Origin of the sequence: Kribbella sp. NBC_01484 (assembly GCF_036227145.1) — a bacterium.
Classification (GTDB): Bacteria; Actinomycetota; Actinomycetes; order Propionibacteriales; family Kribbellaceae; genus Kribbella.
Genome location: NZ_CP109437.1, coordinates 3,361,785 through 3,374,956, shown reverse-complemented (window position 1 = coordinate 3,374,956; position 13,172 = coordinate 3,361,785). Strand labels below are relative to the sequence as shown.

The following is a 13,172-nucleotide window of genomic DNA, read 5'->3' as shown; positions in this document are numbered from 1 at the left end:
GATGAACCCGACCGTGCTCTTGATCGCGGGAGTCGCCGCGCTCGGTCTCGCCATTGTCATGGCAGTCATCAGCATCACCGCGCGAACTGCCGAAGGTGGCGTGGCGCGGGCACTCGCCACGATCGACAGTCACTACACGCGGCACGCACCTGTGGAGGTCGAGCCGAAGCGCGATCCGTTCGCCGCACTGCCAGGCTGGCTGCGCGGAGTCGCCGTACGCCTGTCGCCCTCGGGCATCAGTACGACGCTGCAGCGCCGGCTCGACCTGGCCGGCAACCCGTCGGGGTTGACGCCCGACCGAGTCCTGGCGGCGAAGGGCCTTGGTCTGTTCATCCTGGGCAGCCTGGGCGGCCTGTACGGGCTTCGGACGATCGGCCTGCTCGTCGTGGGCGCTGCCGTGGCGGGGACCGTCGGCTTCTTCCTGCCCGACGTCCTGCTGTACAACGCCGGGATCAAGCGACAGGAGAAGATCCAGAAGGCCTTGCCCGACGCGCTCGACCTGCTCACGGTCTGCGTCGAGGCCGGCCTCGGATTCGACGCGGCGCTGGCGCAGGTCGCCCGTAACACCACCGGTCCGCTGGCTGCGGAGTTCTCCCGGGTGCTGCAGGAGATCCAGATCGGCAAGTCGCGCTCGCAGGCTCTGCGCGCGATGACCGACCGGACGACGGTGCCCGGGCTGCGGTCGTTCGTGTCCGCGCTCGTGCAGGCCGGCGAGCTGGGCATCACCATCGCCGACGTACTGCGTGAACAGGCGAAGGAGATGCGGCTGCGGCGCAGGCAACGTGCCGAGGAGAAGGCGCAGAAGGTGCCGGTGAAAATCCTGTTCCCATTGGTGTTCTGCCTGTTCCCGTCCATGTTCGTCGTCATCATCGGGCCCGGAGTGATCAGCATCATCCACGTCTTCTCCGGGGTGTAGACGATGGCCTCGACCCCCTCCTACCTCAAGGGGTCGAGGCCATCGTGCCGATCGAACAAGAGTCACGTCAGATGTGGGCGCGTGGCGACTCCTTCAGATCGCGGTGGCTAGCTAGCCGTTGATGAACACGTAGTCGGCCTGGTACGGGACGTTGACGAGTGGCGTGGCCTGCGGGTCGCAGGTACCGGTCGGCGCGACGCCGCCGACTGTGTTGAGGCGAAGCACCTCGACGGCGTTCGACAGCAGTCCGGAGGAGTCGCCGATCTGGGTGGCGTCGAGGTCCAGTTCGGCGATGTTGCCCGCGCCGTTGGCGTTCTTGGTGACGACCTTGCCGGTGACAGCGCTGCCGTCGGCTGCCTGCCACTGCGGCGGGCCGGCGGCCGGCTGGACGAAGGTGTGGTGGATGCCGCCGGTGAGGCGTGCCTCGACGTTGTTCTGGGTGAAGGCGAAGGAGCCGTCGCGCTGCACGGTGCAGGCGTAGATCTGGCTGCCGAAGATCACCGACTCCTGCACTGCGGCCACTCCGGTCGTGCTGACCGCGTGACTGAGCTGGTGTAGCTGGGCACGTACGGCGCCATTCGGGAAGTCATCGTTTCGCAGGTCGGTGTAGAAGCCGCTCGGGTCTGAGCGCAACGCGTCAAGCACGGTCGGGTCGCTGACGGTCACGCTGCCGGAGGCGGAGCTACCCCCTCCGCTCGGCCTGGTGAACAAAGGTACGACGACGGGCCCGTCCGCTCCTCGACCGGCGGCGTGGATGGCTGCCTCGGTCGGGGCGCTGATACCGCGCCATGACACCGAATAGCTGAGCGTGTTGCCCTGAATGCCGATGAGTTCCAGCGCCCGCCCGTCCGGATCGCCGCCCGTGACCTCGTTGCGGCCCTCCAGGCTCGCGACGAGGGAGGCGGGTGCTGCGGTCGGGTCGCCCGGCACGGTGATCCCCGCCGGCGGTGTCGCCTGGCTGTTCGCTGACGCCGCGCTGACGGCGAGCGTGGCGGACGCGGCAGTCGCGACGAGGGCCGCGCCGATGCCGCGGGCCAAGCGGCGTTTTGTGCTGCTAGACATGACGTTTGTCCTTCCGGATCTGCGGCCGACGCTTGTGCACGGCCCACGCCAGGTAGTACGGCGATTTGCCGGCCGGCGCCCAACCGAAACCTGCGGCAAACCTCACAGCCGCCAAGGTGAACTGAACCGATGCCGCATGCGTACCGCGCGAGGGCCTGGTGGTGCAGGATGAGACGGCCTCGACGAGCGGTCCCAAGTCCGCACCCGCCTCACCGACGAGGTGAGCTAGAGCTTGATGCGGCCGGTCTCGTAGGCCCACATGGCGATCTCGACCCGATTCCGGGCGCCCACCTTGCCCATCACGCTGGTCAGGTGAGTCTTCACGGTGCTGAGGCTGATGTGCAGCTCGGTCGCGATCTCGGCGTTGGTCCGGCCGGTGGCCGCGGCGATCAGGACCTGTTCCTCGCGGGCGGTGAGCGGATCGACCGGTTGGACCGGTGTGCGGCCACTCGGTGGTTCGGAGAACGCGGCCAGCAGCCGCGCGGTGATCTTAGGTGCGATCAGTGCGTCACCGTTGGCGGCGGCGTGGATCGCCTGGACCAGAAGGTCGGGGCCGGCATCCTTGAGCAGGAATCCACGCGCGCCGGCCTTCAGGGCGCCGTACACATACTCGTCGAGATCGAAGGTGGTGATCACGACGATCGCCAGTGGGTCGTCGACGCCGGGGCCGGCGAGTTCGCGGGTCGCCGCAATCCCGTCCAGGCCGGGCATCCTGATGTCGAGCAGGCAGACATCGGGCCGCAGCCGGCGGGCGAACTGGACCGCTTCCAGGCCGTCGGCCGCCTGACCGACCACCTCGATGCCGGGTTGCGCATCGAGGATCATCGCGAGTCCCGTCCGGACGAGATCCTGGTCGTCGGCGACGAGTACGCGGATGGTCATCGGCCGACCGCCGTTCGCGGCAGCACCACGTCGACGGACCAGCCGCGGTCCGCATCGGGTCCCGCGGCGAACGTGCCGCCGAGGAGCGTGGCCCGCTCGGTCATCCCGACCAAGCCGTAGCCGAGCGAGTTCCGGGGCGCCGAGGTGGCTGCTCCGTCGTCGCGGACCGTCAGGCGGACGGAGTCGTCGTACGACGTCAGCCGGACGTCAATGCGAGTTGCCTGCCGAGCGTGCCGTACGGCGTTCGTGATCGACTCCTGCGCGATGCGATAGATCGCGGCGCCGACCGCTGGTCCGAGGTCGTCGAGGTCCCCCGACACTTCGACCTCGACCCGCGGCCGGTCCCCGACGCTGCGGGCGAGCCGCTTGAGGTCGGCCACTCCCGGTTGTGGAGCCAACGCCGCCGTTCCGTCATCGCGCAGTACGCCGACCATCGTCCGCATCTCGGCGAGAGTACGCGTGCCCTCCGCCTCGATGATGGCGAGCGCGTCGACCGCGGCTTCCGGGCGGGTGGCCGCGACGGCTCGGCCGGCCTGGGCCCGGATGACGATGGCCGAGACGTGGTGAGCGACCGTGTCGTGCAACTCCCGGGCCAACTGCTCGCGCTCCCGGAGTCGCACCTGGTCCAGCTCGCGGAGCCGGGCGGACCACCAATAGCGGACCGCGGCCCCGACTGTCGCCGGGAACAGCAGGAACATGCTGCCGGCGGCGGCTTCGCCGTACCCGGTGAAGTCACTGATGATTCCCAGCACCAGCGCCACGAGGATGAACGCGAGCCCGATGAGGATCTCGCGGCCGGATCCCCAGCGAACGAGTGAGTACGGCAGTAACACCACGCAGATCATCGAGTACAGACCGAAGGTCGCGTCCCCACTGATCAGGGCCGCGATGTTGACCACGATGAGGGCGCCGAACACGGCGGCCACCACGGCCAGCGGGTGGGTACGACGCCACAGGAGAGCGCACACGGTAGCCACAGCGAGCGCCACCGCGACGGGCCTCCAGACCACGTCCTCACGGAGTATGCCTTCGAGAACGACCGCCGTCAGCAGACCGCCGACGAGCACCCAGTCGCGCCACACCCGCCTGGGTGGGTCGGGCGCTCGCGGCTCGGCCAGCAGCGAGCGGACGGCGTTTCTCACCATGCCCACAGCGTAGGGACTCCGGGCGCCGAGCGGATCGGCTCAAAGTACGGGACGCGACCCGGCTGATCGGCCGAGGGAAGTCCGGCTCATCGCCTGAGGTGGTGGCCGGCCCCACGCCCACACGATGAGTCCAACTCTCGCTGAAGGGATCTGTGATGAGGTCGAATCTGTACAGACTGGGCCGGTACGCCGCACGTCGGCCCTGGGTGGTGATCGGGGCGTGGCTGGTCGTGGCGGCGCTCGTGATCGCGGCATCTGGCGCCTTCGGCAAGAAACTCGAGGAATCGTTCGGAGCACCTGGCGTCGACTCTCAATCCGCGACCGATCTGCTGTCGGCCGCGGGAGCGGATCAGGCCGGGCTGACCGCGCAGGTAGTCGTGACTCCGCTCGACGAGGAAGCCACGCTCAACTCACCCGAGCTGCGCGCAGCCATGACGCGGGTCCAGTCGACCGCGGCTTCGTTGCCGCACGTGCTGCGGGTCGGTGATCCCGTCATCTCGCCGGACGGCCGGGTCGGGCTCATCCGGCTTCAGTATCCAGTGCTCGACAAGCTGGAGCCAAGCGACCTCAAACAGCTCAAGACCCTGACAGCGGTGGCATCTCCGCTGCGGATCGAGCTGGGCGGGGATCTGTTCTCCGCGTTCGAGGAGGGCCCGGCCGGCCTCAGCGAGGCGTTCGGGTTGATCACGGCGATGGTCATCCTGCTGCTCGCGTTCGGATCGATCATCGCGATGGGGCTGCCGATCGGGATGGCCGTGTTCGGCCTCGTGCTGGCGATCAGTTCGCTGTCGTTGGTCACATATCTCATCGAGCTGCCCAGTTGGGCGCCCGTACTCGGCAGCATGATCGGACTCGGCGTGGGCATCGACTACGCGCTGCTCATCGTCACCCGGCACCGCGAGTACCTCGCCCGCGGGATGGAGGTCGAGGAGTCGGTCGGGCGTGCTGTCGCCACGGCCGGGCAGGCTGTGCTCTTCGCTGGTGGCACAGTGGTGATCGCGATCCTCGGTCTGGTGGTGGCCGGCGTACCGTTCATGACCGCCGGCGGGATTGCCATCTCACTGATCGTGCTGACCATGGTGCTCGCTTCGCTCACCTTGCTACCCGCGTTCCTGGGTCTGGCCGGGCACTGGATCAATCGCCTTCGAGTACGGCGGATGCAGGCGTCCCCTGGTTCGGGTTGGCAGCGGTGGGCGGGGCATGTGTCCAGGCACGCCGCCGCCTACGCCGTCGGCGCCACCGTCCTGCTGCTGGCGCTGGCCGCACCCGTGCTCGCACTCCGTGTCGGTACGCCCGATGAGGGCACCCTTCCGGTGCAGCGCACCGAGCGCCGGGCGTACGACCTGGTTGCCGCAGGATTCGGTGCCGGTAGCAACGGTCCGCTGGTGATCGCCGTCGACGTCTCGCGAGATGCGAGCGTCGTACAACCCCTGTTCAACGCCGTCCGGGCCGATCGGGGCATCGCGTCGGTCGCACCTCCGCAGGTGAATACCGCGGCGGGCGTCGCGACGTTGATCGCCGTACCGACGACCGGACCGCAGGACGATGCCACGATGACGACGGTCGAGCGGCTTCGCGCGGAGGTCTTCCCCTCGGTACTGCGTGACAGTCCGGCGAAGGCCCATGTCGGTGGTCAGACGGCGACCCAGGCGGATGTGGGTGCAAAGGTCAACGATCGGCTGCCGTGGTTCATCGGCGCGGTGATCCTGTTGTCCGTCGTGCTTCTCACGGTGGTCTTCCGCTCGGTCGTCGTACCACTGAAGGCTGCTGCGATGAACCTGCTCAGCATCGGCGCGTCCTTCGGCGTCATGGTGATGATCTTCCAGTGGGGTTGGGCCGCGAACCTGATCGGGCTGGAGTCGACCATTCCGATCCTCCCGTTCATCCCGATGTTCATGTTCGCCGTGGTGTTCGGGCTCTCGATGGACTACGAGGTCTTCCTGCTCACCCGGATCCGTGAGGAGTACGTCCGGACCGGTGACAACACCCCCTCGGTCGTCCACGGCATCACCACCACCGGCCGCGTGATCACCTCGGCAGCGCTCATCATGATCGCGGTCTTCGTCAGCTTCTCCCTTGCCGACGACCCAACGGCCAAGATGTTCGGCCTGGGCCTGGCCACCGCCGTCTTCATCGATGCGACCATCGTGCGACTGGTTCTCGTGCCGGCCTTGATGAAGCTGCTGGGCAACGCGAACTGGTGGATGCCTCACTGGTTCAACCGCCGGTTGGCGACCGGCGTCGACGTCATACCTCATGTCCCTCGCCGGACCGTTGTCCAGCGAAGAGGTCGTCCAGGGTGACGACGCTCCCACCCACCCGACGTTCCTTGCGGGCTACCGCTGGTGATCTTGTGCCCTGTAGAGATTCTCCCGGCCTTGTCGATTTGCGAGCGGTTGAGGCATCGGAGAGGTAGGTGGCCCGATGGTCGGCGGGCGCGTGCCGACTCGAACGAGATCGATCAGGACTATGGAGGGCTGCGGAAGTGAGTGGTGTTGTGATCGCGGGGATCGTTAGGCCTGAGCGTAGGTTGTCGGGGTCGTGGCTGGAGGTGATCGGCTCGAATCTCGAGTATCACCGGGCGACCTTCTTGTGGAAGTGCGAAGGGCTGTCGGAGACTCGGCTTCGGGAGCGGCCTTTGGTGTCGTCGGAGTTGACCTTGTTGGGGCTCATGCGTCATGCGCAGGGAGTCGAGCGGTACTGGTTTCAGCGGCGGCTTGCGGATACAACGCCTCGGTTCTTTCCTTATCGGACCTATGTCACGGGTGATGGTGGCGATTGGTTCGACGAGGCGGACCCCACACCGGCCAAGGATGTCTACGCGGACTACCTGGCGGCGTGTGACGAGTCGCGGGAGGTGTTCGCGAAGGTGACCGAGGACGTCGTACGCATTGTGCCGAACCCGGAGTTCGGGGACACGGATGTGCGGTTCATCCTCGAGCACGTGATCGAGGAGTACGCGCGCCATGTGGGTCACGCGGACCTCCTCCGCGAAGCCATCGACGGCACCACCGGGGAATAGGCCGGCAGCCCCTGCCCCGGGCAACGGGTTCTGACCGGTCAGGCGAATCACTGGGATCAGGTGATGCCTGCTCACCTGCCGTACGGCGAGCCTGGTTGTGGCCCGCCTCTCCGGCAGGAGATTGCAGCGGTGGATTGACGTTGGCGAGCCCGCAGGGGACCGCTCCCGAACCGACCCACCCGAAGGGAGTTTCTCCGTGAGCACCGAGCAGCGACAGAACCTCGAAGTAATGCTGCGACAGTCAGCCTTCCCCACCGATATCGACCTCAACGAGCAACGCCGACTGCTCCGGGAGTTGCTCTCGGCGCAGCCGCTGCCGGCCGACGTGACCGTGACCGCAGCCACGCTGGGCGGTGTCCCGACCGCCGAGATCACTATCGACGGAGTCGAACCTCGCCACGTTGTTCTCTACTTCCACGGCGGCGTCTACGCACTGGGGGACGCCTTCCTCTCCGCTGACCTGGCCTCGCAGGTCGGCCGGCGTACGCGCGCCAAAGTCATCTCCGTCGACTATCGACTCGCCCCCGAGCATCCGTATCCGGCGGCGGTCGACGACGCACTCGCCGCCTACGAGGCCCTCCTGCAGAACGGCACTGCCCCCTTTCACATCGTCTTCGTAGGAGAGTCCGCCGGTGGTGGGCTCGCCGTCGCCACGCTGATCAACGCCCGAGATCACGGGCTGCCGTTGCCGGCCGCGGCTCTCGTCATGTCGCCGTACGCCGACCTCACGCTGGCCGGGTCGACCATGGAGACCAAGCGTGAGGTCGATCCCCTGATGAGCCGAGAGAACCTCCAGGCCCGAGTGACCGACTATGCGTCGGGACAAGACACCGCCCTTGGTCTCATCAGCCCGATCTTCGCCGATCTGTCCGGCCTGCCGCCCCTGGTCATCCAGGCCGGAAGTCATGAGGTACTCCTCGACGACGCCGTACGCCTAGCGCAACAAGCCGCCACCGCCGACGTCGAGGTCACCCTGGATATCAGCCCCGGCGTACCGCACGTTTTCCAGGCCTACTACCCGATCCTCGACGAAGCCGCAGCCGCGCTGGACAGAGCCGGCCAACTCCTATCAGCCCATCTCGCCGCCGCAGAACACGTCACCGCCTAGCGGAAGCAGAACGCAGAACTGCACCGGCCGAAGGTTGTTCGGCCGGTGCAGTCTGGTGTTGGTGGTCAGGGGATGGTCGGGGACAGGGTGTTTCTCAGCGATCTAGTGGCGCCGGTTGAGGCGGACTTGGCGGCGGCTGCGGCCGGGGGCTCGGGGGCGGGGACCGGGTCGCATTGGACGTCGGAGCGGTTGCCGGGCTTGCGGGGTGGCAGGGCTCCGGTTTGGAGGTACGCCGCGATGCGGTCGTCGGTGCAAGTCACGCCGGATAGTGAGCCGGCGTGAGTGGTTCCGCCGACGCCCTCGATCAGGACGGAGTGCGGGAACGTCTTGCGGGTTTGGAGTGCGCCCGAGTACGGCGTTGCCGCGTCCAGCGTTTCGTTGATCATCAAGAGGCTCTGGACCCCTCGGCCGTCGACCTTGACCGGGCGGCCTGCCTTCGCCGGCCAGTAGAAGCACGGCGCGTTGAACCAGGCGTTGGCCCAGGTCAGGAACGGCGCCTTGGCGAACGTGCGCCAGTTGTCACGCTGCCACGTGCTCCACTTGCTCGGCCACGGGGCATCGGTGCACGAGACGCCGAGGTAGATGGCGTACCCGTTGTCGTCGAATGGCGGGCCGCCGTACAGCGCGACGAGCCCTGAGGCGTCGCCGTTGTGCACCCACGCGGCGAACGCGTCGGCCACATCCACCCAGCCGTACACGTAGTACGCCGCCTGAGTGAAGACGTCGGTCCACTCGGACGGACCGATCTTGCCGTCGGCCGGGTGGCCGATGAGCTTGACCATCTCGCGGTAGTACAGGCGCTCGACCGCGGCCTCGGTCTTGCCGAGGTGCCAGGTCGAGTCGTGCGCCGCGACGTACTGGAAGAAGACCTTCACGCTCTTGTTGAACGCGATGTCCTGGTCGAGGTTCGCGTCGTACCAGACCCGCGTCGCGTTGACGACGCCGTCGAAGACGACCCGGCGCAGCCGGTTCGGGTACAGGGTTCCGTACACCTGGCCGAGGTACGTGCCGTAGGAGAATCCGTAGTAGTTGATCTGCGGTGCGCCGAGGGCCTTGCGGATGCTCTCCATGTCGCGCACCGAGTCGGTGGTCTTGAGGTGGCCGAGCAGCGCGTGCTGGTTGGCGTCGCAAGCCTTGGCGTACGACCTGGACAGCTTGAGCCAGGTCTGCTCGATCCTCGGCGTGACCGGCACGTAGAACGGACGGTTGTAGCCGGCGTAGTCCGGGATGCAGCTCAGCGCCGGCTTGCTCGAGCCGACACCACGCGGGTCGAATCCCACCCAGTCGTAGGCGTCACCGGCACCATGCGGGACGAACTCGCCGAGGATCGCCAAGGTCAGGCCGGAGCCGCCCGGGCCACCCGGGTTCACCAGCATCGGGCCCTGCGCCTGCGCGTCGGGCGTCTTGTGCATGATCCGGGACACCGCGAGCTGGATCTTCGTTCCGTTGGGATGCTCGTAATCGAGCGGTACCACGACGTAACCGCATTGAGCACCAGCGTTCGCCAGGCGTGGACTGGTGCATGCACCCCATTGCACGGGCGGCGGCGTGTAACTGGTCGAAGACGGGCTCGACGGCACCGCAGTCGCGACGGGGACCGACATCACCCCGGCGACCAACGCGGACGAGACTGTGGCAGCAACAATCAATTGGCGGATTCTCATGTGCCCTCCCTCCGGCATCCTGAACCCGCACCCCAGGCAGAAACAAGGGCCTGGATGGCAATTAGTTGCTAGACCGTCAGTGCGCTGGGGAAGCGGGTTTCGAAGTCGAGCACCGCCACCCACGTCGGTCTGACGCCGACGCGCGCCATTCGTTGCCCTCGCAGTTGCGATACCCACGCAGCGCCTTGCTCGGGTCCGAAGTAGCGGTTGGCGGACTGCGCGTACTCCGGTACGACGTCGTCGTACATCTCGACCGTTGCGGTGCCGCGCAGCAGCAACACCTTGTCCGGCCATGACGACGAGTCATCGATGGTGACGGCAACGTCACTCGCTGCGGCCAGCGCCTTGAGCTTCGGCGCCCCTGGCGGACAGGCGCACACGAGCTCCTCACCGGTCCAGGTGAACCAGATCGGTACGACGCGCGGCGTTCCGTCCGTCCAGGTGTACGCGAGCCGCGCCGGCTGACGCGATACCAGTAGTTCCTGCGCGATCGGGTCCTGCAGAAGTGCAAGGTCACCCTGTGCTGTGGTCATGGCAGCCTCCCCCACGAAGCCTGAAGCTCCCTCCACAATCACAGAACGCCGACAGCCGCCCGCGGTCAGGAGAAGGCCTGGGCTGCGGCGGCGACCACCTCGTCGTGAGGGACGTCGCGCAGGTGCTGGTCAACGTTCCAGCGGTGGCCGAACGGGTCGTCGAACTGACCGTGCAGATCGCCCCAGAAGGTGTCCTGCAGCGGCTGGCGAACCTCGGCGCCGGCGGCAACCGCCTGCGCGAACACCGCCTCCGCGTCGGCGACACCGAGCGCCAGTACGACGGCGGTCCCACCGATCGTGGGCGGAGCGAGAACGCCCATTTCCGGAAACTCGTCGGCCACATGGAGGAGGCTGTCGCCGATGCGCAGCTGAACCGACATGAGCCGGCCGTCCGGTGTCGGGATGCGCTCGATCTCCTCGGCGCCGAACGCTTCCCGGTAGAAGGCCGCGGCGCGCTCGGCGCCCTGAACGACAATGTGTGCGGTGATCGACATGCCCGCACCGTACGTCGTCGCGAAGCGCCCGTCTTGAACGTTCTTGCACCTGCCTAGCATGGTGACGTGGCGACTGAGCAGGTTCGGATGTGGCGTGCACCGGACGAGCACCGGGTCCTGCTGATGGCGGGCCGAACCACTCGGTACGCCGTGGAGCCGCGCGGCGAGTACGTCTTCGGAATCGTGGGCGAACAGCCGATGCGGTCGTGGCGCGGTCGCGAGCACCGCCTGGTCCGCCCGGGCCAGCTGGTTGCCTGGGACCCCTCCCACGCCCACACGGGCAGCGCCGTCGACGAGCGCCCGTGGCGGGCTCGCCTGCTGGTCATCGAAGTCGCGGATCTCGCGGCGCTCGCGGACGACTCCGAGTCCGACCCGTTGGCCGACGTACTGTTTCCCGATCCGGTGCTCTCCGACACCGAACTCGCGGCAGGCTTCGTACGGCTTCACACAACCCTGGAGTCGGCGTGCACCCGACTCGAACAAGATGAGCTCCTCGCCGAGTGGTTGCGGCTCCTGATCGACCGCACATCAGCCGTCCGCTCGCCGCGGTCGGCGACCACGGCTCGTGAGGACACTGCGCTTCGCCTCGCCTTCGACTATCTCGCCGACCAGCCGCAGCGCAACGTCGGACTCGATGAGCTCGCCGCTGTCGCGGGCATCGGGAAGTTCCGCCTCATCCGGCTCTTCCGCCAGCGCACCGGGCTACCTCCCCACGCGCTGCAACTAGCTCACCGCATCCGAGCCGCCCGCCGCATGCTCGAGACAGGCGCCACCATCGGCGAAGCCGCCACAGCCACCGGCTTCGCCGACCAGAGCCACCTCCACCGCCACTTCCAACGAAGCCTCGGGCTGACGCCGGCCCAGTACCAGCAGCGATTCAACGCTTGAGTCAGCCTTGGAGGGCGTCGCCGGGAAAGCTCCGGGTCGGGTGGATGCGGTAGGTGAAGACGCCGGCTCGGACACCGGGGTCGTCGTCCATGATTCGGCGTACGTCGTCTGCCGTGCCGGTGAAGATGCCGACGCCGCAGAGTGGAGAGTCGTCGGTGATCGGGCAGACGATGTTGAGGATGCCGTCGGCCCGGAGTTCGAAGTTCCGGCGGCCGTGTTCCCAGATCACCGGCTTTGCCGCCTCAGTCCCGTACTGCGGCCCTGCTTCGAGCACCACCACGGTGTACTCGCGGGTCTGGGTCATTGCCGCCTGCATCTGCTCATCGGAGAAGCGCGTCATACGAGCAGTGTGAACCCTTCAGGAGCAGATTGCCTTGTCTATCAAGGCATTGACGGGGACGTCGGGGTTGTTGGTGAAGTTGGGGGTGACGGCAACGGTGATCTGGCGGTGGGTGTCGGCAGTGGAGAAGGAGTAGGCCTGATACGCGAGCGCGTCGCCGTCGTTGCCGTAGACGCGAGCGCCGCAGGAGGTGTCGTGCCAGGAGAGGCCGAGGCCGTAGGTGCCGTCCTTGGTGCCGGGGGTCTTCATCTCGTTGAGGAAGCGGAGTGGGAGGAGCTGTCCGCCGAGGAGGGCGGCGAAGAAGGTGTTCAGGTCGGCTGTCGTGGAGATCATCTCGCCGCTGGCGCCGAACAACGACGGGTTCAGCTCCGTGTAGTCGAGCAGGCCTTGCTCGGTTCGGATGTAGCCGTGCGGATGCGGGCCGCGGATCCGCGGTGACGTGCCCGGTACCGACGTACCGTGCAGGCCCAGTGGGCGGATCAGGCGGCGTTCGATCTGGTCGCCGTACGTGTGGCCGGTGGCCTTCTTGATGATCTCGCCGATCAGCAGGTAGTTGGTGTTCGAGTAGGCGTAGGACGACCCCGGCGGCTCGAACGTCGGCGGCTCGGCGACCGCACGCTGGATCAGCTCGGACGCGGTCCACGTCCGCCACCGGGTGTCCAGGAACTCCTGCGACGGCGGCATCGGCAGAGTGTCCTTGTAGTCGAACAAACCACTGGTGTGGTTGAGCAACTGCCGCACGGTGATACGTGAGCCGTTCGGTACGACGCCCGGCAGCCAGTGCTCCACTGAGTCGTCCAGCCGCAACCATCCCTCGTCGACCAACTGCAGTACGACGGTCGCCACAAACGTCTTCGTAATACTCCCGACCCGCACACGCGCACCAACGGGCACAGCCTTGGTGGTCTCCACCTCGGCGACCCCGCTGCTCCCTCGCCACACCCGCTGCCCGTCCCGGACCTCCGCCAGTGCCCCGACAGCACTCGCGGCCACCACGTCATCAAGGCCCTTCTGCAGCCCTCCACGATCCCCCGCCATCGCCACGCCCGGCGACAACCCCACAACAGCCGCAGTAACTACAGCAAGCAGCTTCATCCCCAGCTCCCATCACCAGTCCG

General features: G+C 67.2%; 13 protein-coding genes. 5 read left to right on the top strand and 8 right to left on the bottom strand.

Annotation, left to right across the window (positions count from 1 at the left end):
* Position 1: 1 nt before the first annotated feature.
* A complete protein-coding gene (locus tag OG555_RS16605; protein ID WP_329483794.1) occupies positions 2 to 916 on the top strand; it encodes a type II secretion system F family protein in 915 nt (304 codons plus the stop codon).
* Positions 917 to 1,027: 111 nt separating this feature from the next.
* On the opposite strand, the gene OG555_RS16600 is transcribed toward OG555_RS16605, so the two are convergent.
* From OG555_RS16600 to OG555_RS16590, 3 genes are all read right to left on the bottom strand, one after another.
* Positions 1,028 to 1,978 carry a DUF3455 domain-containing protein gene (locus OG555_RS16600; protein WP_329483793.1) on the bottom strand — a complete coding sequence of 317 codons (951 nt, stop codon included), beginning with the start codon at positions 1,976 to 1,978 and terminating at the stop codon, positions 1,028 to 1,030.
* Between the two features lie 225 nt (positions 1,979 to 2,203).
* Positions 2,204 to 2,860 carry a response regulator transcription factor gene (locus OG555_RS16595; protein ID WP_329483792.1) on the bottom strand — a complete coding sequence of 219 codons (657 nt, stop codon included), beginning with the start codon at positions 2,858 to 2,860 and terminating at the stop codon, positions 2,204 to 2,206.
* Positions 2,857 to 4,005 carry a sensor histidine kinase gene (locus tag OG555_RS16590; RefSeq protein WP_329483791.1) on the bottom strand — a complete coding sequence of 383 codons (1,149 nt, stop codon included), beginning with the start codon at positions 4,003 to 4,005 and terminating at the stop codon, positions 2,857 to 2,859. Before OG555_RS16590 ends, OG555_RS16595 begins: the two co-directional genes overlap by 4 nt.
* 155 nt (positions 4,006 to 4,160) lie before the next feature.
* On the opposite strand from OG555_RS16590, the gene OG555_RS16585 reads away from it, so the two are divergent.
* The 3 genes from OG555_RS16585 to OG555_RS16575 all read left to right on the top strand — a co-directional run bounded on the left by OG555_RS16585 (position 4,161) and on the right by OG555_RS16575 (position 8,135).
* Positions 4,161 to 6,308 carry an MMPL family transporter gene (locus tag OG555_RS16585; protein WP_329483790.1) on the top strand — a complete coding sequence of 716 codons (2,148 nt, stop codon included), beginning with the start codon at positions 4,161 to 4,163 and terminating at the stop codon, positions 6,306 to 6,308.
* Positions 6,309 to 6,421: 113 nt separating this feature from the next.
* On the top strand, positions 6,422 to 7,027 hold the full coding sequence (locus OG555_RS16580) for a DinB family protein (protein ID WP_329483789.1): 606 nt from the start codon (positions 6,422 to 6,424) through the stop codon (positions 7,025 to 7,027).
* A 196-nt stretch (positions 7,028 to 7,223) separates the two neighbouring features.
* Positions 7,224 to 8,135, top strand: coding sequence for an alpha/beta hydrolase (locus OG555_RS16575; RefSeq protein WP_329483788.1), 912 nt, complete (start codon positions 7,224 to 7,226; stop codon positions 8,133 to 8,135).
* Between the two features lie 65 nt (positions 8,136 to 8,200).
* Here OG555_RS16575 and OG555_RS16570 read toward each other — a convergent pair whose 3' ends face one another.
* From OG555_RS16570 to OG555_RS16560, 3 genes are all read right to left on the bottom strand, one after another.
* A complete protein-coding gene (locus OG555_RS16570) occupies positions 8,201 to 9,610 on the bottom strand; it encodes an alpha/beta fold hydrolase (protein WP_329483787.1) in 1,410 nt (469 codons plus the stop codon).
* Between the two features lie 257 nt (positions 9,611 to 9,867).
* Entirely contained in the window at positions 9,868 to 10,332 is a 465-nt protein-coding gene (locus tag OG555_RS16565) for a pyridoxamine 5'-phosphate oxidase family protein (protein WP_329483786.1), read from the bottom strand.
* Between the two features lie 65 nt (positions 10,333 to 10,397).
* Entirely contained in the window at positions 10,398 to 10,826 is a 429-nt protein-coding gene (locus OG555_RS16560; RefSeq protein WP_329483785.1) for a VOC family protein, read from the bottom strand.
* Positions 10,827 to 10,892: 66 nt separating this feature from the next.
* Here OG555_RS16560 and OG555_RS16555 point away from each other — a divergent pair, with 66 nt between their 5' ends.
* On the top strand, positions 10,893 to 11,714 hold the full coding sequence (locus tag OG555_RS16555) for an AraC family transcriptional regulator (protein WP_329483784.1): 822 nt from the start codon (positions 10,893 to 10,895) through the stop codon (positions 11,712 to 11,714).
* A 1-nt stretch (position 11,715) separates the two neighbouring features.
* Here OG555_RS16555 and OG555_RS16550 read toward each other — a convergent pair whose 3' ends face one another.
* Entirely contained in the window at positions 11,716 to 12,054 is a 339-nt protein-coding gene (locus OG555_RS16550; protein ID WP_329483783.1) for a hypothetical protein, read from the bottom strand.
* A gap of 18 nt (positions 12,055 to 12,072) precedes the next feature.
* On the bottom strand, positions 12,073 to 13,149 hold the full coding sequence (locus tag OG555_RS16545; protein WP_329483782.1) for a serine hydrolase domain-containing protein: 1,077 nt from the start codon (positions 13,147 to 13,149) through the stop codon (positions 12,073 to 12,075).
* Positions 13,150 to 13,172 lie beyond the last annotated feature (23 nt).

Coding starts and splice junctions, on each gene's coding strand:
- OG555_RS16605 (WP_329483794.1), top strand. CDS start 2: ATGAACCCGACCGTGCTCTTGATCGCGGGAGTCGCCGCGCTCGGTCTC.
- OG555_RS16600 (WP_329483793.1), bottom strand. CDS start 1,978: ATGTCTAGCAGCACAAAACGCCGCTTGGCCCGCGGCATCGGCGCGGCC.
- OG555_RS16595 (WP_329483792.1), bottom strand. CDS start 2,860: ATGACCATCCGCGTACTCGTCGCCGACGACCAGGATCTCGTCCGGACG.
- OG555_RS16590 (WP_329483791.1), bottom strand. CDS start 4,005: ATGGTGAGAAACGCCGTCCGCTCGCTGCTGGCCGAGCCGCGAGCGCCC.
- OG555_RS16585 (WP_329483790.1), top strand. CDS start 4,161: ATGAGGTCGAATCTGTACAGACTGGGCCGGTACGCCGCACGTCGGCCC.
- OG555_RS16565 (WP_329483786.1), bottom strand. CDS start 10,332: ATGACCACAGCACAGGGTGACCTTGCACTTCTGCAGGACCCGATCGCG.
- OG555_RS16560 (WP_329483785.1), bottom strand. CDS start 10,826: ATGTCGATCACCGCACACATTGTCGTTCAGGGCGCCGAGCGCGCCGCG.
- OG555_RS16550 (WP_329483783.1), bottom strand. CDS start 12,054: ATGACGCGCTTCTCCGATGAGCAGATGCAGGCGGCAATGACCCAGACC.
- OG555_RS16545 (WP_329483782.1), bottom strand. CDS start 13,149: ATGAAGCTGCTTGCTGTAGTTACTGCGGCTGTTGTGGGGTTGTCGCCG.